At 64.4% G+C, this 20,549-nt stretch carries 20 protein-coding genes and 1 tRNA gene; 12 read left to right on the forward strand and 9 right to left on the reverse strand.

Annotated features, from left to right (window positions below; all coding sequences use genetic code 11):
- Positions 1-147 precede the first annotated feature (147 nt).
- From IAE33_RS11410 to IAE33_RS11420, 3 genes are read left to right on the forward strand one after another with little or no spacing between them, the layout of a single operon-like run.
- Positions 148-930 carry an energy transducer TonB gene (locus IAE33_RS11410; RefSeq protein WP_201163580.1) on the forward strand — a complete coding sequence of 261 codons (783 nt, stop codon included), beginning with the start codon at positions 148-150 and terminating at the stop codon, positions 928-930.
- On the forward strand, positions 927-1,379 hold the full coding sequence (gene rimI / locus IAE33_RS11415; RefSeq protein WP_028631714.1) for a ribosomal protein S18-alanine N-acetyltransferase: 453 nt from the start codon (positions 927-929) through the stop codon (positions 1,377-1,379). Before IAE33_RS11410 ends, rimI begins: the two co-directional genes overlap by 4 nt.
- Before the next feature lie 56 nt (positions 1,380-1,435).
- Positions 1,436-1,993: a D-Ala-D-Ala carboxypeptidase family metallohydrolase gene (locus IAE33_RS11420; RefSeq protein WP_201163598.1), complete on the forward strand. Its 558-nt coding sequence runs from the start codon at positions 1,436-1,438 to the stop codon at positions 1,991-1,993.
- Here the strand turns inward: IAE33_RS11420 and IAE33_RS11425 are convergent.
- Positions 1,933-2,847, reverse strand: a complete 915-nt coding sequence (locus IAE33_RS11425) for a LysR substrate-binding domain-containing protein (protein WP_201163581.1) — start codon at positions 2,845-2,847, stop codon at positions 1,933-1,935. The genes IAE33_RS11420 and IAE33_RS11425 overlap by 61 nt on opposite strands.
- Before the next feature lie 136 nt (positions 2,848-2,983).
- Here IAE33_RS11425 and IAE33_RS11430 point away from each other — a divergent pair, with 136 nt between their 5' ends.
- The 3 genes from IAE33_RS11430 to IAE33_RS11440 all read left to right on the forward strand — a co-directional run bounded on the left by IAE33_RS11430 (position 2,984) and on the right by IAE33_RS11440 (position 4,353).
- Positions 2,984-3,610, forward strand: a complete 627-nt coding sequence (locus IAE33_RS11430; protein ID WP_201163582.1) for a LysE family translocator — start codon at positions 2,984-2,986, stop codon at positions 3,608-3,610.
- Positions 3,611-3,712: 102 nt separating this feature from the next.
- On the forward strand, positions 3,713-3,943 hold the full coding sequence (vapB, locus tag IAE33_RS11435; protein ID WP_201163583.1) for a type II toxin-antitoxin system VapB family antitoxin: 231 nt from the start codon (positions 3,713-3,715) through the stop codon (positions 3,941-3,943).
- The gene (locus IAE33_RS11440; protein ID WP_201163584.1) at positions 3,940-4,353 is read left to right on the forward strand and encodes a type II toxin-antitoxin system VapC family toxin; all 414 of its coding nucleotides are present in this window, start codon (positions 3,940-3,942) and stop codon (positions 4,351-4,353) included. The genes vapB and IAE33_RS11440 overlap by 4 nt, the downstream gene beginning before the upstream one ends.
- A 140-nt stretch (positions 4,354-4,493) precedes the next feature.
- Here IAE33_RS11440 and IAE33_RS11445 read toward each other — a convergent pair.
- Positions 4,494-4,570: transfer RNA gene (locus IAE33_RS11445), tRNA-Met, on the reverse strand.
- A gap of 94 nt (positions 4,571-4,664) precedes the next feature.
- Positions 4,665-5,585, reverse strand: coding sequence for a FecR family protein (locus tag IAE33_RS11450; RefSeq protein ID WP_201163599.1), 921 nt, complete (start codon positions 5,583-5,585; stop codon positions 4,665-4,667).
- A 188-nt stretch (positions 5,586-5,773) separates the two neighbouring features.
- On the opposite strand from IAE33_RS11450, the gene IAE33_RS11455 reads away from it, so the two are divergent.
- From IAE33_RS11455 to IAE33_RS11465, 3 genes are all read left to right on the forward strand, one after another.
- Entirely contained in the window at positions 5,774-6,988 is a 1,215-nt protein-coding gene (locus IAE33_RS11455; protein ID WP_201163585.1) for an MFS transporter, read from the forward strand.
- 121 nt (positions 6,989-7,109) lie between these two features.
- A complete protein-coding gene (locus tag IAE33_RS11460) occupies positions 7,110-7,247 on the forward strand; it encodes a hypothetical protein (RefSeq protein WP_201163586.1) in 138 nt (45 codons plus the stop codon).
- A gap of 78 nt (positions 7,248-7,325) precedes the next feature.
- Positions 7,326-8,483 carry an MFS transporter gene (locus tag IAE33_RS11465; RefSeq protein ID WP_201163587.1) on the forward strand — a complete coding sequence of 386 codons (1,158 nt, stop codon included), beginning with the start codon at positions 7,326-7,328 and terminating at the stop codon, positions 8,481-8,483.
- Positions 8,484-8,510: 27 nt separating this feature from the next.
- Here the strand turns inward: IAE33_RS11465 and IAE33_RS11470 are convergent, their stop codons facing one another.
- The 3 genes from IAE33_RS11470 to IAE33_RS11480 form a co-directional block, all read right to left on the reverse strand.
- The gene (locus IAE33_RS11470; RefSeq protein WP_201163588.1) at positions 8,511-10,979 is read right to left on the reverse strand and encodes a TonB-dependent siderophore receptor; all 2,469 of its coding nucleotides are present in this window, start codon (positions 10,977-10,979) and stop codon (positions 8,511-8,513) included.
- A gap of 97 nt (positions 10,980-11,076) precedes the next feature.
- Positions 11,077-12,033, reverse strand: coding sequence for a FecR domain-containing protein (locus IAE33_RS11475; protein ID WP_201163589.1), 957 nt, complete (start codon positions 12,031-12,033; stop codon positions 11,077-11,079).
- Entirely contained in the window at positions 12,020-12,535 is a 516-nt protein-coding gene (locus IAE33_RS11480) for a sigma-70 family RNA polymerase sigma factor (RefSeq protein WP_028631703.1), read from the reverse strand. The genes IAE33_RS11475 and IAE33_RS11480 overlap by 14 nt, the downstream gene beginning before the upstream one ends.
- A gap of 169 nt (positions 12,536-12,704) precedes the next feature.
- Between IAE33_RS11480 and IAE33_RS11485 the strand changes: the two genes are divergently transcribed.
- The 3 genes from IAE33_RS11485 to IAE33_RS11495 are packed head-to-tail and all read left to right on the forward strand — an operon-like array spanning position 12,705 to position 16,881.
- A complete protein-coding gene (locus IAE33_RS11485; RefSeq protein ID WP_201163590.1) occupies positions 12,705-13,331 on the forward strand; it encodes a DNA-3-methyladenine glycosylase family protein in 627 nt (208 codons plus the stop codon).
- Between the two features lie 21 nt (positions 13,332-13,352).
- On the forward strand, positions 13,353-14,408 hold the full coding sequence (ada, locus tag IAE33_RS11490) for a bifunctional DNA-binding transcriptional regulator/O6-methylguanine-DNA methyltransferase Ada (RefSeq protein ID WP_201163591.1): 1,056 nt from the start codon (positions 13,353-13,355) through the stop codon (positions 14,406-14,408).
- A 55-nt stretch (positions 14,409-14,463) separates the two neighbouring features.
- Positions 14,464-16,881, forward strand: a complete 2,418-nt coding sequence (locus IAE33_RS11495) for a DUF3772 domain-containing protein (protein WP_201163592.1) — start codon at positions 14,464-14,466, stop codon at positions 16,879-16,881.
- Positions 16,882-16,936: 55 nt separating this feature from the next.
- On the opposite strand, the gene IAE33_RS11500 is transcribed toward IAE33_RS11495, so the two are convergent.
- From IAE33_RS11500 to IAE33_RS11510, 3 genes are all read right to left on the reverse strand, one after another.
- Complete coding sequence (locus tag IAE33_RS11500; protein ID WP_201163593.1) at positions 16,937-18,367, reverse strand: aldehyde dehydrogenase family protein; 1,431 nt, start codon at positions 18,365-18,367, stop codon at positions 16,937-16,939.
- Positions 18,368-18,380: 13 nt separating this feature from the next.
- Complete coding sequence (locus IAE33_RS11505; RefSeq protein ID WP_201163594.1) at positions 18,381-19,880, reverse strand: purine-cytosine permease family protein; 1,500 nt, start codon at positions 19,878-19,880, stop codon at positions 18,381-18,383.
- Between the two features lie 90 nt (positions 19,881-19,970).
- Positions 19,971-20,360: a YybH family protein gene (locus tag IAE33_RS11510; RefSeq protein ID WP_201163595.1), complete on the reverse strand. Its 390-nt coding sequence runs from the start codon at positions 20,358-20,360 to the stop codon at positions 19,971-19,973.
- Positions 20,361-20,549: the final 189 nt, after the last annotated feature.

Below are 20,549 nucleotides of genomic sequence, written 5' to 3' on the forward strand. Positions count from 1 at the left end.
TTTACCCCTTGGTCTGTAATGGGGTGTGTATGTCTCGGTTTTAGTGGCGCCTGGCAGATCGGGCGGCGCGCGGTCTGATGGGCGCTGCAAAAACGACGGCGTACACGTTAGAATGCGCAACCGCCTTCACCCCTCGGATACCCGCCCTTGCTCACCGAACCCCGTCGTCGCGCCTACCTTTCCGCCATGCAAGTGGTGCATTGGTTGCCGCGCGCCGAACTGCCGTTCGCTGCGCCGTCGCGGCCCGAACTGTTGCTGCCGGTCATGCCGGTCGAAGACATTGACTTCGACGCAAGGCCGGCCCCACCTGGTGAGCAGGCACCTGTCATCGCCCAGGCCCGTGTTGCCGAGCGGCCAAAAATAGAGGTTCCGCGCCCGGGCACCAGCAAACCCGCCGCCAAGCCCAGCGAGCCCGAGGCGCAACCCGCAGCGCCCCGCGCCGTCCCTGTGCCGCCACCACGCTTCTCGCTGCAATTGCTGCGCGCCGGCAGTTGCCTGCTGCTGGTTGAGCTTGCTACCGGGCAGCCTTTCCAGAGCCGCGACCCCTCCTACCTGCTGCTCAAGGACATGCTGCGCGCAGCTGGCCTGCCCGATGCTCCGCAGATCATCGGCGAGCCAGTACGCTGGCCGCTGCTGGTGCGCGGCAACATGGACCAGGGCCCCGAAGCCGCACGGGATTTCGTCCAGAGCTTCGTCCAGGCGCGGCTGGAAGACGCCCCCTGCACCTGCCTGTGGCTGGTCGGGCTGCCCGCGCTGCGTTTTGCCGCCAATGCCGACGAGCAGGCGTATTACCAAACCCTCCCGCTCGGCGGCCTGGGCGATGCCTGGGCCTTGCCGGGCCTTGAACTGTTGATGGACGAGCCGCAGCGCAAGGCGGACGTCTGGAAAGCCATGCGCCAGCTGATGGCGCGCTGGAAGCACGTTGAATGAGTGACTCGATCAGTTTCCGCCCCATGACCGAGGCGGATCTGGATGCCGTGCTGAAAATCGAATACGCCGCATTCAGCCACCCCTGGACCCGGGGGATTTTTCTGGATGCGCTCAAATCGTATGAAGTGTGGCTGATGTTCGATGGCCAGCAGCAGGTGGGTCATGGCGTGATCAACGTGATCATCGACGAAGCGCACCTGCTCAACATCACCGTCAAGCCGGAAAACCAGGGCCGGGGCCTGGGCTTGCGGCTGCTTGAACACCTGATGGCCCGCGCCTACCAGCTCAACGGCCGGGAGTGTTTTCTGGAGGTACGCGCCAGCAACCCGGCCTATCGGTTGTACGAGCGCTTCGGTTTCAACGAAATCGGCCGCCGGCGCGACTACTATCCAGTGGCGGGCGGTCGTGAAGATGCCCTGGTGATGGCCTGCACGCTGCTCGAAGACTGAGCCCGCGCCGGCCACTGTTGCAGGCAGGGGAGGACGGAGTGAACATACGGTTGCTGATGGTGGGCCTGCTGGCGGCGAGTGCAGCCCAGGCTGATACACGGGATGTGTGGATGTTCGCCCAGTGGGCGGGCGACCACCCGACGCGACCGTTTCGGGAAATGCTGGTAGATGCCCGCCTTTATGGGGTGGTGCCCATTCACCAGTTGCTGCGTTCTGCTTCCGACTGGCAGCCCTGCCGCGCCGCGCCCTTTGCCGTACCCCCTCCAGGCAACTGGCCTGCAGTGCGTTCAACCCTCTCCCTGCTCAAGGCCCTGAATGGTCAAGGCATCCTGCCGGCCTTCGAAGTGGTATCGGCCTATCGCGACCCAGGCCTGAACCGCTGTGCCGGCGGTGCTCCTGGCAGTGCTCACACCCGGGCCTTTGCGGTGGATATTCTGCTGCCGCCCGCGGCCAACCCCGGCCCGCTGTGCCAGTTCTGGCAGCGGCACGGTCAGGTGTGGAACATGGGCCTGGGCCGCTACCCAAGCGGGCGCATTCACCTGGACACAGCCGGCTACCGCACCTGGGGTGGGGACGGCAGTGCGGGTTCGTCGTTTTGCACCAGGCCCAGGTGAGCCAGGCAACCCCGGCATTGCTCGGTCACCCATTGGGCGAAGCGCTGGCGTTTACCGCCGTCATCGAGGCGGTGGTTGCTCAGCAGGTAATAGGCAGAGCCGTCCGGCACAAAGCCAAACGGTGACTGCAACTGCCCGCTGTCCAGTTCGTCACGCACCATCAATGCCGAGGCCATGGCCATGCCCAGCCCGGCACCCGCTGCCTGAATCGACAGGTAGAAATGCTCGAAATCGCCGCGTTCGCCGGGGCAGGGCGGTTGGCCGTTCAGGTGCAGCCAGGTAGCCCAGGCGTCGGGGCGTGTGGCGCTGTGCAGCAGGCGCTGGCCTTCCAGCTTAAACGGCGCGCCAGGGCGGCACACCGGGCCGATCCACTCATCGCAGATTTTTTGCTGGTACAGATGGCTGGGCCAGCGGAAGTCGTCGCGGCGGATCGCAAGGTCGACGCCGGTTCGTGCGAAGTCCAGCGGCCCACCAGCAGCCACCAGTTGCAGCTGCAAGTCTGGATGGGCCGCGTGCAGGCGGGGCAGCCGAGGGATCAGCCAGCGCATGGCGATAGTCGGCTCGCAGGACACGACCAACGTGACATCGTCGTGGCGGGTGAGCTGCTGCACGGCGGTTTCCAGCTGCTCGAAGACCGCCCGGGTAGTGGCGTGCAGGGCGCGGCCTGCCGGGGTCAGGAAAATAGCCCGGTTGCGGCGCTCGAACAGCGTTATGCCCAGGCTTTCCTCCAGCAGGCGTACCTGGCGGCTTACGGCGCCGTGGGTAACGTGCAGTTGTTCGGCTGCGCGCACGAAGTTCTGCGTGCGGGCCGCGATGTCGAAATAGCGCAGGGTGTTGAGGGGAGGCAGGTTCATGGCGTTGGTGCTTTAAACAAGAAATCTGTGACTTAAACTAGCAGATAACCTCAACTATAAATCGATTTTCCCCAGCCCCGGAGCCCCCGAAAATAGCGCCGTCAGTGCATTTTTGTCACTCATCTGGAGGGCTCCCATGACCGAACTCTTCGCCGTCGCCCTGTTCACCCTGCTTGCCGTCGTCAGCCCCGGGGCTGATTTCGCCATGGTCACCCGCAGCAGCTATGCCCAGGGCCGGATGGCCGGGCTGGCGGCGGCAATGGGCATTGCGCTGGGGGTGCAGGTGCACGTGCTGTATACCGTCTTCGGTATCGCAGTGCTCATCAGCCAAAGCCCCACCCTGTTTCTGATCATGAAGGCGCTAGGCGCCGGCTACCTGATCTACCTGGGTTACCGGTCATTTACCAACATACAGCGCATCAACCTCGACCAACCTGCCGCCACGGCCGGCAGCCTGTTGCAGGCGCTGCGCACAGGTTTCCTCACCAACTGCCTCAACCCCAAAACCATGCTGTTCGTGATCAGTGCCTTCAGCCAGGTTGTACAACCGGGCAGCCCACTGTGGCTGAACTTCGCCTACGGCGCCTTCATGTCGGTGGCGCATTGGGCGTGGTTCAGCCTGGTGGCAGTGTTCTTCTCAAGCCCGGTGCTGCGCAGGGCGATGATCGAGCGGCAACGGATGGCTGACCAGTTGATCGGGGTGGCGCTGATGGGTTTGGGGGTAGCTGTCGCGGTGAGTGGGGTAGCGTTGCCTCAAGCGTGAGCCCTTTGATATGAACTGGACCATGTCATCAGTCATAGGTCTTGCATATGCTTGTTGGATTTGATAGCTTGCATAGGCAAGGCATATGTAGGAGCAAACACTATGCGAACTGTCTCAATTTTCAAAAATGGTAAGAACCAAGCCATTCGCCTACCCACTGACATGGCTTACGACGGTGTTGGTGAGCTGGAGATTACGCGCAGTGGTGACACCATTACCCTGCGCCCCGTTCGCCCCAGTTGGCTTTCCTTGGCGGACCTACCCAAGGCTGACGCGGACTTTCTGCAAGAGCGCCCAAGCGTTATCAGCGATGAAGGCAGGTTCAATCTGTGACCACGTACATGCTGGATACCTGCATTTGCTCATTCATCATGCGCGAGCGGCCGGATTCTGTTCTGCAGCGATTGGCCGCAGAGGTTGCAAGGAATAACCGGATCGTGATTTCTGCGATTACCTATGCCGAGATGCGCTATGGGCAGATCGGCAAGAAGGCATCACCCAAGCACAAGACCCTCGTCGATGAATTCGTGAAACGGTTGGATGAAGTATTGCCGTGGGGGCAGGCTGCTGTAGACGCAACAGACCAGGCAAAGCAAGCACTCACCAAAGCCGGCCTGGTGATTGGTGAAAACGACACTGCTATTGCCGGCCATGCGATTGCTTCAGGCTGTGTGCTGGTCACGAATAATGTGCGTGAGTTCAGCCGAGTGCCAGGTCTGTCTTACGAGGACTGGGTCCACTGAAGAGCGATCCGCTGTGCCTGATTGGGCGGGTTGAAGCACAAGGCTGGATCTACGCTATATCGGCAGAAACAAGAAAGCCCGCACAAGGCGGGCTTTTCAGGTTGCTTCGTAAACTGTCATTGACAGGCCGAAGCAGGATTTGGTGGCTACACAGGGACTTGAACCCCGGACCCCAGCATTATGAATGCTATGCTCTAACCAACTGAGCTATGTAGCCGATGGCGCGCATTATTCTCTTGAACGCCCCCCCTGTCAACACTCCTTTCAAAAAAAATTTGCACGCTTTCAAAAACTTAGCAGCCAGTGCCGGTTCAGCGCACTATCAGCCACCCAGGGAGCCCTTGAAGCGTCAGGTGTTGCGGGCCCGCCACTTGGGCCAGGCTTTCTGCCGGGCGATCAAGGTTGAAATCGCCGCTCACCCGCCGTTGCGCCGCTTCCTCATCCAGTAGCCACAGGCGCCGGCCCTGGTAACCCGCGAGGCGCGCCAGCACTTCGTCCAGTGGTGTGTCTTTGGCGACCAGATGGCCGTTGCGCCAGCTGTCGGCGGTTTTCAGGTCAGCTTTCTGTACCTGGCCGATGTGGGTGTCATCGAAGCTCACCCGTTCACCGGCCGCGACCAGGCGTTGATCACCGCCTTGGGTAACCATGGCCTTGCCGTTGAACACCGTCAGCACATCGTGCCCGGCCAAGCGGGCGAGTTGCAGGCGGGTGCCGAGCACTTCCACACGTGCCTGGCCAACCTCCACCTGCATGGCCCGCCCGTCCAGCATCACCTCCAGCAACACCTGGCCCTGCACCAACTGCAATTGACGGGTGCGGCTGCGCAGGTCCACGTTCATCGCTGTGGCGCTGTCCAGGTGCAGGGCAGTGCCATCGGCGAGGCGTGTGCTACGGCGCTCGCCAGCTTCGGTGTGCAATTCGCTGCCAAGGCGCTGTAACAGCGGCCAGTACAGGCATGCAGCAATCGCCAGGCCCAGCAGAAACACCAGCGCCAGCCATTTGCCCAAATGCCCGTGACGCACCTGCACCAGCTGCGGGCGAGGGCGGGCTGCTGGGGGTTGCACGCGTTGCAACACCGCCTGCAACTCGGCATACGCCTGTGCGTTTTGTGGCACCTGGCACCATGCAGCGAAGGCGTGTTGAAGGGTTTGATCGCACCCAGGCTGGCGCAGCAGTGCAAACCATTGCATGGCTTCATCATGTGGGTCGGGCTGCAACTGCTGGGCGGGCATCGGGCGCATGGACAGGGCTGCTCAAGAGAGGGGCGCGGGCGCCCGACGTTGACAGGGGCAAGGGCAAAAGATGCTAATTATATTGAGAACCATTTACAAGTGCGTGGCGACGAGGGGAAAAAAAGATAGCTATGTATCTATTTGTTTCCCGATAATCGGAGCCCAGCATTCCGACGGAGATCCAGGCCATGGCCACCCCCAGCGCCACCCCGGCGTCCACCCCAGCCCCGGCGAGCAACGCCACGCCGCTGGTGATGCGCATCATCGGCTTCTGCGCCCTGGCGCACCTGATCAACGACCTGATCCAGTCGGTGCTGCCGGCCATCTACCCGATGCTCAAGGCCAATTACAACCTGAGCTTCGCCCAGATCGGCATGATTACCCTCACGTTCCAGATCACCGCGTCCCTGCTGCAGCCCTGGGTGGGCTTTTTCACTGACCGCAAACCCAACCCCAACCTGCTGCCCATGGGCACTGTGTGCACGCTGATCGGTATCGTGATGCTGGCATTCGTTGGCAGCTTCCCGATGATTCTGCTGGCCTCTGCTCTGGTGGGCATCGGGTCTTCCACCTTCCACCCGGAAACCTCGCGCATTGCGCGCCTGGCGTCCGGGGGGCGGTTTGGCCTGGCCCAGTCGACCTTCCAGGTAGGCGGTAACACGGGCTCTGCCCTGGGCCCGCTGCTGGCTGCCGCGATTGTCATACCCTTCGGGCAGACCCACGTGGCGTGGTTCGGCGTTGCCGCGCTGTTCTTCCTGGGCGTCACCCTGATGCTGCGCCGCTGGTACACCGAGCACCTCAACCAGGCCAAGGCCCGCAAGGCGGTGCAGGCCACCCATGGCATTTCCCGCGGGCGGGTGGTTGCAGCGCTGGTGGTGCTCGGCCTGCTGGTGTTCTCCAAGTACTTCTACATGGCCAGCTTCACCAGCTACTTCACCTTCTACCTGATCGAGAAGTTCGGGGTATCGGTGGCCAGCTCGCAACTGCACCTGTTCCTGTTCCTGGGCGCGGTGGCGGCGGGTACGTTCTTCGGCGGCCCTATTGGCGACCGCATCGGGCGCAAGGCCGTGATCTGGTTCTCGATCCTGGGCGTGGCGCCGTTCACCCTGGCGCTGCCTTACGCCGACCTGTTCTGGACCACCATCCTGAGTGTGGTGATCGGCTTCATCCTGGCCTCGGCATTCTCCGCCATCGTGGTGTACGCGCAGGAGCTGGTACCTGGCAGTGTGGGCATGATCGCCGGCATCTTCTTCGGCCTGATGTTCGGCTTCGGCGGCATCGGGGCGGCGCTGCTGGGGTATGTGGCTGACCTGCGCGGTATCGAGTATGTGTACGGGCTGTGCTCGTTCCTGCCGCTGTTCGGGGTACTGGCGATCCTGTTGCCCAGCACCGGCAAGCGCTGATGGTAAGGGGGCTGCGTTGCAGCCCCTTCGCTGCGGCAAGGCTTGCGGGCAATTGACGGTATTGCCTGCGGTGGCCTAGAGTGCCGCCTCTTCCTGTCACCTCTGCGTAGTAGCCCTAGCAATGCGCCGTTTCCTGTCCCTGCCCAGCACTCGTCAGCCAGCCCCTGAGGGCCTGCGCCGCGCGTGGCCGAGTGACACGGTGCTCAAGCGCCGGCGCAGCGTGCTGTTTGCCTTCACCTTCTCGCCACACCTGAACTGATCTGCGTTTGCGCATCGCCTGCCGCCTTGGTGGGCGAGCCTGTGTGTGCACGTCTTATCGGTTTGCAAGGAGTGGTACATGAACATGCGTTTGCTGGCGGGCCTGCTGTTCGCCGTTTCGGTGGTGGGTTTCAGCCTGGGGGCCACACTGCCGCTGGTGTCGTTGCGCCTGCATGAGGCCGGGGCCGGCACCCTGGAAATCGGCGTCATTTCGGCCATTCCGGCGGCGGGGATGATGCTCTCGGCGTTTCTGGTCGATGCCTGTTGCCGGCACCTCAGCCGGCGCAACCTTTACCTGCTGTGCTTCAGCCTGTGCACGGCCAGCATCGCCCTGCTCGAGCCTGCGTTCGGCTCGCTGTGGATGCTGGCGCTTCTGCGCCTGGGGCTCGGGCTTGGCATGGGGATCGCCATCATTCTGGGCGAGTCCTGGGTCAACGAGCTGTGCCCCGACCACAACCGCGGCAAGATCATGGCCCTTTACGCCACCAGTTTCACCGGCTTCCAGGTATTGGGCCCGGCCATGCTCGCAGTGCTGGGCGCTGGCAGCCCGTGGATAACCGGTGTGGTCACCGCCTGCTATGGCTTGGCACTGCTGTGCATCCTGTTCACTGTGCCCAATGATTACGTGGCCCATGAAGAGGGCGACAAGAGTTTTGGCCTGGCCGGGTTCTTCCGGGTGGCGCCGGCCTTGTGCGTGGCCGTGCTGTTCTTCTCGTTCTTCGATGCGGTGGTGTTGTCGCTGCTGCCGGTGTATGCCACCAGCCACGGCTTTGCCGTGGGCGTGGCGGCGCTGATGGTGACGGTCGTGTTTGCCGGCGACATGCTGTTCCAGCTGCCACTGGGCTGGCTGGCCGATCGCGTGGAACGTACCGGCCTGCATCTGTTGTGCGGGCTGGTGGCAATGGCCATCGGCATTGGCCTGCCCTGGTTGCTCAACATGGCCTGGCTGCTGTGGCCGTTGCTGGCGCTGCTGGGGGCGGTTGCGGGGGGCATCTACACCCTGGCGCTGGTGCTGATCGGGCAACGGTTCAAGGGGCAGGACCTGGTCACCGCCAATGCCAGCGTCGGGCTGCTGTGGGGGGTAGGCAGCCTGGTGGGGCCGTTGGTCAGTGGTGCGGCCATGGATGTGGCGCCCCATGGCCTGCCCATGGCGCTGGCGTTGATGGCCGGGTTGTTCGTGTGCTTTGCCAGGCAGGCATACCGGCGGGCAGGGCAGGTGTCGGCGGTTGCCGACTGACCTGTCCTAGCCGCACGGCCGCTGCGGTCAGAAGCTTGCGCGCAGGGTCACCGCGACGTTGCGCGGCTCACCCCAGTAGTAGCCGGTTGCGGTGGTGTTGATCTGCCGGTAGTACGCCTTGTCGAACAGGTTGTTGGCGTTGAGCTGCACCGAATAGTTACGGTCGATATCGTATTTGAGCATGGCGTTGTACACCGCATAGCCCGCCTGGGTGGCTTTGGCCTGGCCGCTGCGCGCGTAGATATCGCTCTGCGCCTGTACCCCACCGCCGATGGTCCAGGCATCCAGTGCGCCGGGCAGGCGGTAGTGGGTGAACAGGCGCAGCATGTGCTGCGGGTCGGTGGTGCGGATCGCATTGCCGTTGGTGGCAGCGGTGTTCTTCACGTACTCGGTGGTGTTGTAGGTGTAGCCGCCGGTCAACTGCCAGCCCGGCAGGATCTCGCCGGAAACCTCCAGGTCGATGCCTTCGCTGCGGCTCTTGCCCGAGGCGATCTTGCACAGGGCCGTGGTGCTGCACTGGCCTGGGACCGACGTGAGGTCGTCCACCGGGGTGCCCACCTGGTTGATGCGGAAGAACGCCAGGGATGTATTCAAGCGGCCTTCGTAGAATTCACCTTTGATGCCGGTTTCGTAGGCTTCGCCGACCACCGGGTCGAGCACCGAGTTGGTTTTGTCCACCACTGTTTGCGGGTTGAAGATTTCGGTGTAGCTGGCGTAGACGCTGAAATTGTCGTTCAGGTCGTAGATCAGCGCTGCATAGGGCACGATCTTCTGATCGACGCTGAAACGGCCGCTGGCCCCTGTGTTGTTTTCCTGCTCGTAGTCGTACCAGTTGGCCCGCGCGCCAATGATCGCGGTCAGCGGGTCGGCCAGCGAAATGCGCCAGGTGGCATGCGCTGCCTCCTGCGTGGTGCGGGTGCGCACGGGGTGGGCGGTGATGGCAATGTCCGGCTCGGCCAGGCTTGTTTTCGGGTCCCAGTAGCGGATGTCGTACAGCCCGGAGATCACCCGGTTGGTGGCCGAGGCATACGAGTCGTTGCGGATGCGCTCCACGCCCAGCATCAGTTCGTGGCTACGGCCCAGCAGGCTGAAGGGGCCGTTCAAGGTGGCGCTGAGGTTGTTTTGCAGGCTCTCACCGCCATCACCTTCGGTAACCTGGTATTGCATCAGGTAGGGGTTACCGGTTGGGTTGAGCCTGGCTGGGGCACGTTCCATGAAAGTCTGCTTGAAGCCATGGTCGTCCAGTTCGAAATGTGAGCGCAGGGCCATCAGCTTCAGCGTCCAGTCATTGTCGAAGCGGTGTTCCAGCTCGGCGAAGGTATTCAGGTTGCTGCGGTTCCAGCGGTTCCAGTCGGCGCCCAGGTAGGTGCTGCGGCCAAACGGCAACGGCGCGCCCGTGGCATCGGCGGGCAAGTTGCCCCAGGCACCGGTGGCATCCAGCTTGGTCCATTCCAGCCCGGTGGTCAGGGTGGTGCGCTCGTCCAGGTCGAAGGCCAGCGACCCCCCGAACGCCTCCTTGCGCTCGCTGCGCGAATGCTGGAACAGGTCGCGGTCGTCGTGCACGGCGATCACCCGCCCACGTACATTGCCGGTGTCGGTCAGCGGGCCCGAGATATCCGCCACGTAACGCTGGGCGTTCCAGGACCCCAGGGTGGCGGTGCCTGAAGCCTGGAAGCTGTGGGTGGGGCGTTTGCGCACCAGGTTCACCGTGCCGGAAGGGTTACCCGCCCCGCGCAGCATGCCGGTGGCCCCGCGCAGCACTTCAGCACGGTCGATGAAGGCCGCATCGGACTGGATGAACGCGCCGCCGCCGCTGCTTTGCACCACGGTGGCGCCGTCATACTGGATGGCGTCTATCTGGAAGCCACGCGAGTAGTACTGCACCCGCTCGCTGTCGGTGTAGTTCACCACCACACCGGGCGTCTGCTCCAGCAGGCTGGTGAGGTTGGTGATGTTTTGGTCCTCGATGCGCTGGCGCGTCACCACGCTCACCGACTGCGGCGTGCCGCGCAGGGTCTGGGGCATTTTGCCGATGGTCACGGCGCCAGTGGTGTAGGAACCGCTGTGTTCGGTGGTTTCGCCCAGCCGGTCGCTGGAAATACTGGTGGCGCCCAGCTCCAGGGCATTGCCAACATCCATCACGGGCATCAGCAAGAAACTGTTGTCGCCCTGTTGCTGAGCCTGCATGTCGCTGCCTTGCAACATGATCGCCAGCGCGCTGGCGCTGTCATGCCGGCCCTGAACGCCGTGGGTGGTCTTGCCTTGCAAGGCGTTGGCGTCGAAGGCAAGGTTCAGGCCGCCCTGGCGGGCCAACTGGTCCAGCGCCGGGGCCAGGGGGCCGGCTGGGATCGCCCACTCGGTTTGCGGGCTCTGGCTGGCCACCGCTGCCAGGGCGATGGCCGGGCACAGGCTGCTGGCGGCCAGGCCAAGGCCCAATACGGCGGTGCCGACTGCACGGCGCAGCGTGTGGGTGCTGGAAAAACACGGGGCAATCATGAGCGCTCCTGAAGGTTGCGAAGGCCACTTTTAAGGCTGTGTTTCTTCAGGCCGAACGAGAATGAGATTACGCCTCATTTATTTTTTGCCCGTGCAGTCAGGCTGCGTCGATATTCACCCAGTAACGGGTGCGGTGGTGCACGCGAATAGGCAGGCTGCTGGCCAGCAGCCGCAGGATCTGCTCGGTGTCGGCCAGTTGATAGGTCCCGGACACCCTCAGTTGCGCCACCTGCGGTGCGCAGCGCAGCAGACCGGGGCGGTAGCGGGCGAGCTCGGACACGAATTCGCCCAGCGCCATCTGCTGCACGCTGAGTACCCCGTCGGTCCAGCCCCAAGGGTCGTTGTGCGGCTGCACGGCCTGATGGCGACCGTTGGCCCAGACTTGCCAGGTTTCCCCTGGGGGCACCTGCAGTTGCGCGGGCGATCCGGGGAACAGCGTCACCTCGCCGCGGCGTACCGCCACCAGCAGGCCCTGGTCGTTTTCTCGGAGCACCAACTGGCCATCGAGGGTAAGCAGCGGGCCGATGCGGGTATCGATGCGAAAGGGGCGGGTGTCGTCCGGGTTGCTGGCCAGGCTCACCTCACCGCGGATCAGCGCCAATTGTCGCAGCCCGGCACTGAATCGCAGGTCGATGGCGCTAGCGGTGTTCAACTGGATGTGGCTGCCGTCGCTGCTCTGCAACTGGCGGCGCTCGCCGGTGGCGGTGCTGCTGTCGGCCAGCAGTTGCGGCAACCCCAGTGGCTCTCGTGCCGCCCAGCCCAGGCTGCCGCCCACTGCCAGTAGCGCCAGCAGCTTCAGTTGGTCGCGGCGGCTGATGCGCTGGCGTTGGCTGCCCTGCAACGTGCGCCGGCTGAGGTCTTTGGGCAATTGCGCCCATTCTTCATCCAGGTGGCTCACCCGCTGCCAGGCCAGTGGGTTGTGCGGGTGGCTGGCCAGCCACTGCCGGAACTGTTCCTGCGCATGCGGGCTGGGGCTGCCGAACCGCAGCTTCACCAGCCAGTCGATGGCCTGGTCGACCTGCGCCTGCGCAGGCTTGTGCTCATGCATCGGCATAGCGCAACCGGTAGCAAACCTGAAATGCCTTGGCCAGGTCTCGCTCGACGGTGGCACGGGACACGTGCAGGCATTGGCTGATCTGCACCAGGCTCAAACCGTCGAGCTGGGCGAGCAGAAAGGCCTGCCGTGCGCGTGGCTTGAGCTGATGCAGGGCACGGTCGAGCCGTTCAAGGCTGTCGAGAATCACCAGGCGGTGTTCCTCACTGGGTATTTCGGCCTCGGGCAGGTGCGCCAGGCTCTCCTGGTAGGCACGCTCCAGCGCCCGGCGGCGGAACTGGTCGATCATCAGGCCACGGGCAATGCTGCTCAGGTAGGCGCGGGGCTCGCGCAGCGGTGATACCTGGCGGGCCCGCAGCAGGCGCACGAACGTGTCCTGGGCCAGGTCGGCAGCGTGCTCGCTGCAACCCACCCGGCTGCTTAGCCAGGCACGTAACCAGGCGTGGTGAGATTGATACAGCAGGGCGACCTCGGTCGGTTTCAGCGTGTCGTTGAACTGCATCGTCGCCAAGGCCCGGTTCCATGATGGATGTGATTGTGAATATTTCTCAATTCTATTCGCGCGTGCCTATGGCCGGCAATGGCATACCAGGAATTACCTGCGCAAGAACCGGCGTTCGCCCGATGAACGGCTGCGCTAAGCTGGCTTTCACTAACCCCTAGGAGGCGCCATGATCCTGGCCGATCTTTCCCCTCAGGCCTACCGGGAAGCCGCCGAGCACCTTCGGGCGCTGGACGCTGACTGGGCCGCGCACATTGCCGCGGTGGGCCCGTGCCTGCACCACGCCACGCCGGGGCGCGAGCCCTATGAGGCACTGTTGCGCGCCATTGCCTACCAGCAACTGCACGCCCGCGCCGCCGAAGCGATTCTGGGGCGCCTGCTGGCACTGTTCCCGCATCAAGCATTTCCGCAGCCGCGCCAGTTGTTGGCGCTGAGCCCGGTTGCCCTGCGTGAATGCGGCTTTTCGGCCAGCAAGCTGGCGACTGTCCAGGGCATCGCGCAAGGCCGGCTGGACGGTGTAGTCCCCACCCAGGCAGAAGCCTTGGGTGTGGCCGATGAAGCATTGATCGAACGGTTGATCACATTGCGTGGGGTAGGGCGGTGGACGGTGGAGATGTTGCTGATCTACAGCCTGGCACGGTCCGACATCCTGCCGGTCGACGACTTTGGCATCAGGGAGGGGTATCGGCGCCTCAAAGGGCTGGCCAAGGCGCCGACGCCTGGGCAGATGCGCGTGCTGGGCCAGGCATGGCACCCCTACCGAACGGTAGCCGCCTGGTACCTGTGGCGGGCCTGAAGCGTAACCTGGGAACACATCATGAAACCCTACGACACCCCCGAACAGCGTTGGCAGGCCGTGGAAATCCGCGATAGCGAGGCTGACGGTCAGTTTGTCTACGCCGTGCGTACCACAGGCATCTATTGCCGCCCCGGCTGCCGTTCTCGGCTGGCCAAGCGCGGCAACGTTGAGTTCTTCGACACCCCGCTCGCCGCTGAAACTGCCGGCTATCGCCCCTGCAAACGCTGCCTGGCGGCATCAGCCAGTGCCGGGCGCACCCGCCAGCTGATTACCCGCGCCTGCCGCCTGATCGAAGCGGGTGACCCGCCCCCTGGCCTGGAGCAACTGGGCCGGGCGCTGGCAGTGAGCCCCTATCACCTGCACCGCCTGTTCAAGGCCGAAACCGGGCTGACCCCCAAGGCCTACGCCAGCGCCTTTCGCGCACAGCGCCTGCGCACTGGCCTGGGGCAGGGGCAGTGCACGGTTACCGATGCCATCTACCAGGCCGGCTACAACTCCAACAGCCGCTTCTACCAAAGTGCCGATCTGCGCCTGGGCATGCGCCCGGGGCAGTTTCGCGCCGGGGGCGCAGGCGCCAGCATTCGCTTCGCCATCGGCCAGTGTTCGCTGGGGGCGATCCTGGTGGCCCAGAGCGCCAAGGGTATCTGCGCGATTCTGCTGGGTGACGACCCGCAGGCCTTGTTGCACGCCCTCGAAGACCAGTTTCCCAAGGCTGAGCTGATCGGTGGCGACCGCGCCTACGAACGGGTGGTCGCCGAGGTGGTCGGCTTTGTCGAAGCACCGGCACTGGGCCTGGGCCTGCCGCTGGACGTGCAGGGCACGGCGTTCCAGGAACGGGTGTGGCAGGCCCTGCGCGAGGTGCCGGTGGGCGCGCGGGTCAGCTACAGCGATATCGCCGAGCGTATTGGCGCACCCAAGGCGGTGCGCGCCGTAGCCATGGCCTGCGCGGCCAACCGCATTGCGGTGGCCATCCCCTGCCACCGGGTGGTACGCCGGGATGGCGATATCAGCGGCTACCGCTGGGGGGTGGAGCGCAAGCGCCAGTTGCTGGCACGAGAAACGGCACTCTCCTGAAGGCTGCAAGCGGCGTAGAATGCCCCGCCAGATCGAATTGAAAGAGGAATATTCGATGAGGCGTGTCAGCCTTGCCCGTTTTTGCCCTGGCCTGATGACCATGCTGGCGTTGATGCTGGCCCTTGCCGGCCAGGCCTGGTCGGCCCCTGCCGCGCCTGCGCCTGCCGCCAGCCTGTCCGCCACGGACGCCCCGGCCCTGGATGAAAATGCCAGCGTCGATCAACTGAGCGACCGCCTGGACCAGATCCGCCAGGGTGTCACCAGCGACGCCAACGACGACCTGCTGGCCCAGTTGCGCATGGCCGCCGTGCAGGTTCAGCGCCAGGCCGATGCATTGAGCACCCAGCGCACCACGGATGCCGAGAAGGTCGACGACAAGCTCAAGGTGATCGGCCCGGCGCAACCGGACGAAGCCGCCACCCTGACCCAGCAGCGCAAGGCCCTGGAGGCTGAGAAAAAAGCGCTGGTTGCCGAGCGGGACCAGGCGACCAAGCTGACCCAGTCGGCCCGCGACCTGTCTACCCAGATCGTCAACCTGCGGCGCAGCCTGTTCAACTCGCAGATCACCAGCCGGGCCGCCTCACCGCTCAGCCCGGCGTTCTGGCAAAGCATCATCCGCCCCACCCAGGACGACGTGGCCCGCCTGCGCGACCTGCGCGGGGAGGCTGCTGATGCCCTGGGCAGCGCATTCAGTGCCGAACACCGCTGGCTGTTCATCACCAGCCTGGTGGCGGCGATCCTGGTGTGGACCTTGGTACGCGGGCTGCTGGAGCGCCTGCTGGCCAGGGCCATGGTCAGTGGGTTGCCTGAAGGCCGGCTACGTCGCAGTGCCCTGGCGCTGGGTGTGAGCCTGGCCACGCTGGGCACCATTGCCGGTTCCGTGTCGCTGTTGCGCTGGGGGCTGGAGAGCAGCGCCGAGCTGGGTACCGACCTGGCCAGCCTGACCAACCACGTGCTGGCCCTGGTGGTGTTCAGCGCCTTCATCACCGGCCTGGGCCGCGCCATGCTGATGCTGCAGCGCCCGTCGTGGCGGCTGCCGGCCATTCATGACGAAGTCGCCAGTGCCCTGGGCTGGTTCCCGAAAGTGCTGGCATTGTCGCTGATGGTCATGATGACCATGGAGCGTATCAACAGCGTGATTGGTGTGAGCCTGGCGCTGACCGTGGCGGTCAACGGCCTCACCGCGCTGGTGGTGGCCATGATCTTCGGCGGCGCGTTGCTTTCATACCGCCGCACCTTGCGCGAGCACGGCCTGGAGCGCCCGACCGGCCTGGCCGGGTTGATCCCGTTCGTGATGGTGGTGTGGCTGGCGTCGATCCTGCTGGCGTTGGTGGCCGGTTACCTGACCCTGGCCTACTTCCTCACCGCCAAGTTGCTGTGGGTGAGCATGGTGGTCACCTGCGCCTACCTGCTGACCACCTTCCTGGGCGACCTGTGTGAAACCCTGCTGTCCCCCCGTCAGCCGGGTGGCCTGGCGCTTGCTGCCAGCCTGGGCCTGGCGCCGCGCCACCAGGCCCAGGCCAGTACCGTGCTGGCGGGTATCGGGCGCACCGTGGTGCTGTTCCTGGCCTTGCTGCTGGCACTGATGCCGTCGGGCACCAGCCCCAGTGAGCTGCTGCTTAGCCTGGGTGACTGGGACGGCACCGGTGGCAAGCTGCTGGGCAACCTGAACATCGTGCCCCAGGACATCCTGCTGGCGCTGGCCATGCTGGTGTGCGGCATGCTGGCCATTCGCGTGGTCAAGCGCTGGCTCAGTGAGCGCCTGTTGCCGGAAACCGACATGGATGCCGGCATGCGGGCCTCGCTGGTCACGCTGGTGGGTTACCTGGGCTTCCTGTTCCTGGCCATGCTGGTGATGTCCACCCTGCACATCAACCTCACCAGCCTGACCTGGGTAGTCAGTGCGTTGTCGGTGGGGATCGGTTTCGGCCTGCAACAGATCGTGCAGAACTTCATCTCCGGCCTGATTCTGCTCACCGAACGCCCGGTGAAGGTGGGGGATTGGGTGAGCCTGGCTGGGGTCGAGGGCGACATCCGCCGTATCAATGTGCGCGCCACCGAGATCCAGATGTCTGACCGCTCGACGGTGATCGTGCCCAACTCGCAGTTCATCTCCCAGAACGTGCGCAACGTCACGATGGGCAACGCGCTGGGCGTTGTCGGCATTACCCTGACCTTGCCACTGGACACCGATGCCAACCGCGTGCGCGAGCTGCTGCTGACGGCGTACCAGGAGCACGAAGGCATTCTGGATGCACCGGCGCCGTCGGTGTCGTTCAAGGACCTGACCAGCAGCGGCATGGTGATCGGGGTGAGTGGCTACGTGGCGGGCCCGCGGCAGGTGTCCGGGGCGCGCAGTGACCTGCTGTTCACCATCCTTGGGCGGTTGCGCGATGAAGGTATCGCGCTGTCGTCACCGCAAAGCATGGTGTTGCTGCAGGAGGCTGGGCGGCAGGCGGACGAGCCGGCCTGATGGTTCACCTTGGGGCTGAACGCCGCGGTCGCTCGGCCCCAAGTGCAGCCAGCCATCAGCCCAGGCAACGCGTCACGTGCTTGACCGACTGGTACCCCGCCAGCCCCCACGGCCCGAGCTCGCGGCCGATGCCGCTGGCCTTGGTGCCGCCCCAGGACGTTTCGACGAACACCGCCTGTACCGAGTTGATCCACACGTGGCCAACCTCCAGGGCATCGGCCACACGTTCGGCCCGCGCCAGGTCCGCCGAGCACACCGTGCCCACCAGGCCGAAACGGCTGTCGTTGGCTTCTTCGATGGCCTGGGCCTCGCTGACGAAGCGGCGGGCGCACAGCACCGGGCCGAAAATCTCCTCGGTCCACAGGCGGCTTTCCACCGGCACATCGGTATACAGCGTCGGGCTGACGAACCAGCCCTCACGGCCCAGCACCTCGCCGCCGGCAAGGCAGGTCAGCCCTTCTTCCCGGGCGGTGGCAAAGTAGCCCGCTACCTTCAACCATTGCGCCTGGCTGGTCAGCGGGCCCATGTCCACGTCTTCGCCTAGCGGGTTGCCGACGCGCAGCGCTTGCAGCGCCTTCTGCAGGCGGGGCAGCAGCGTATCGGCAATGCCTTCCTGCACCAGCAAACGTGAGGTGGCTGAACACATCTGCCCGGCGTTCCAGGTGATGCCGGCGATGATCCACGCCACCGCCTGGTCCGGGTCGCAATCGTCGAACACCACGATGGCCGACTTGCCGCCCAGCTCCAGGGTCACAGGCCGGCACTGCGCTGCTGCACTGCGCATCACCTGGCTGCCCACGCCGTTGCTGCCGGTGAACGAGACTTTGTCCAGGCCAGCATGGCTGCTGAGGGCTGCACCGGTTTCTGCCTTGCCGTTGACGATGTTCAGCACGCCCGCTGGCAGGCCCAGGGCCTCGGCGATATGGCCATAGGCCTGTTCCACCAAGGGTGTCACTTCCGAGGGTTTGAGCACCACGGTGCAGCCCGCTGCCAGGGCCGGTGCGAGCTTCCATGCGCTGGTGACCAACGGGAAGTTCCACGGCACGATCAAGCCAACTACACCGACCGGCTCCAGGCGCGTGCGTGACGTAAAGCCGGCAGCTGCCAGCGGCACATCCTGTTGCCGGGCTGGCAACTGCTGCGCCAGTTCAGCGTAGTACTCGAAGGTGGCGATGGCATCATCCAGGTCGATTTCTGCCTCGTGCCGCGGCTTGCCGTTGTTGCGCATCTGCAGGCCGATGAGCGCCTCACGGCGGGTACCGAGTTCGCGGGCAAAGCCGCGCAGGTAGGCCGCGCGGGCATTTGCGTCGGTGCATTTCCAGGCGGGCAGGGCGCGGCGGGCGGCGGCAACGGCCGCGTCCACCTGTGTCACGCTGGCGGCCGTCAGTTCTTCGAACGGTTGGCCCAAGGCCGGCTCATAGACGTGCAGGCATTCACTGCCCTGGCCTGCGACCCACTGGCCGGCGATGTAGTTGGAAGCGGTCATGTTCGGTATCCAGTCAGGCCATTTTGGCGTGGGTTACAGGGGTAGGCGGGGCGGTTTTGCAACGCACCCAGCGCGGACCGTTGGGGCCGTATACGCCCGCAGGTTCAGGGAACAGGTTGAGCAGCAGCAGGTACAACACGGCTGCCAGCCCCAGCGTTACCGGCAAGCTCAGGTCGATGCCACCGGCCAGTTCACCCAGCGGCCCGACGAACTGCCCCGGCAGGTTCACAAAGCACAGGCCAACGGCAGCACTGGGCAGCCAGGCACCCATGCCGCGCCAGTTCCAGCCATGCAAAAACCAGTAGTGGCCGCCGCGTTGCCCGCGGGTGAATACCTGTAGATCGTCTGCGTGGTAGAAGCCGCGACGCGTGATCAGGCCGAGGATCATGATCACCATCCAGGGGCTGGTGCAGGTAATGATCAGCACGGCGAAAGTGGACACGCTTTGCACCAGGTTAAAGGTGAAACGGCCGACGAAGATGAAACCGATGGCCAGTACGCCGATCAGCAGCGTGGCCGCCGCACGGCTGAGCAGGCGCGGAAACACGCTGGACATGTCCAGGCCGGTGCCATACAAGGCCGTGGTGCCGGTGGACATGCCGCCGATCACCGCAATCAGGCACACCGGCAGGAAGAACCAGCCCGGCGCCACCGCCAGCAGGCCGCCCACGTAGTTGTTGGCGGTGATGTAGTCCGGCGCCTGGGTTGCCACCAGGGTGGCGGTACACAGGCCGAACAGAAACGGAATCAATGTGGCTGCCTGGGCCGCGATCACCGCCAGCATGATGCGTGCCTTGGGCGTTTGGCGGGGAATATAGCGCGACCAGTCCCCCAGAAACGCCCCGAACGACACCGGGTTGCTCATGGCCAGTATCGCCGCCCCGACGAACGCCGCCCAGAAGCCTGCCTGGCCCTGGTTGACGCTACCGGCGTAGCCCGCGTCGAACGGCCCGGCGAAGGCGACGATACCCAGCAGGAACAGCAGGCTGGAGGCCCATACCGCCACCTTGTTCACCCACAACATGAAGCGGAAGCCGAAGATGCACACCACCAGCACCAGCACGGCGAACAGGCCATAGGCCAGGCCCAGGGTCAGGTCGTTCTCGGGCAGGCCCACCAGGCGTTTGGCGCCGCCCACCAGTGCATCGCCCGAACTCCACACCGACAGCGAAAAGAACGCGACTGCGGTGACCAGCGACAGAAACGAGCCGACGATACGCCCGTGTACGCCAAAGTGCGCACCCGACGATACCGCGTTGTTGGTGCCGTTCAGCGCACCAAACAGGCCCATGGGGGCCAGGATCAGCGCACCCACCCCAACACCCAGCAAAATCGCCCATAACCCCGCCTGGAACGACAGCCCGAACAGCACCGGGAAACTGCCCAGCACGGCAGTGGCAAAGGTATTGGCGCCGCCGAAGATCAGGCGGAACAGGTCCAGCGGTGTTGCGTGGCGTTGATCGTCGGGTATCTGTTCGACACCGTTGGTTTCTATACCGGTCGAGTGGCTCATGGTGGTGCTCCAGCGCGGTTGTTGTGGGCCGGCGCCGTGCGCGGGCCTTTTTGTGGGTGCGATGGCAGTGCGGCAGCGCCGCAAAAAAAATCAGCTGGGTGTGATCACCGACAGGTGTTCGTGGCAGGCCAGCCACGCTTCGCCCTGGCGGCGAAAGACGATGGTTTCCCGTTCACTCAGGGCGTGTTCTTCGTTGGCGATGCGTATACGGGTGGCAACATCGTGCATGAAGATCGCCACCTCACCCTGCAGGCTGACTTGGGTGTTGCTCGACTCACAACGGAGGACGGCAAAACCTTCAGCCTGCCACTGGGCCCACAGCGCCTGATAGGCATGGCGGCTGAGCAGCGGGTGGGGGAGGGTATGGAACAGAAACGTGGCGTCTTCGCTGAAGCAGTCGAAGTAGCGATCAGTGTCGTTGCTGGCGAACGCGGCAACGAGGTTGGCGGCGGCTTGCCGCACTTGGGCGTTATGGTCCACGGAAGTGGCCTCACGGTTATTGTGATTGTGGTCAGGCGATTCTGGTGGGGCACAGCGAGGTGAAAAATCCCTGATGGCAAATAATCAGTTCAGAAAAGTGTGAAGTGACGGCAAGCACGCCAATGGCACAGGCCTAATTGGCTCGAAACAAACGTAGGAGCGAGCGCAGCTCGCGATGCGCCGCGCGGG

Source organism: Pseudomonas sp. S60 (genome assembly GCF_016647865.1).
Lineage (GTDB): Bacteria > Pseudomonadota > Gammaproteobacteria > Pseudomonadales > Pseudomonadaceae > Aquipseudomonas > Aquipseudomonas parafulva.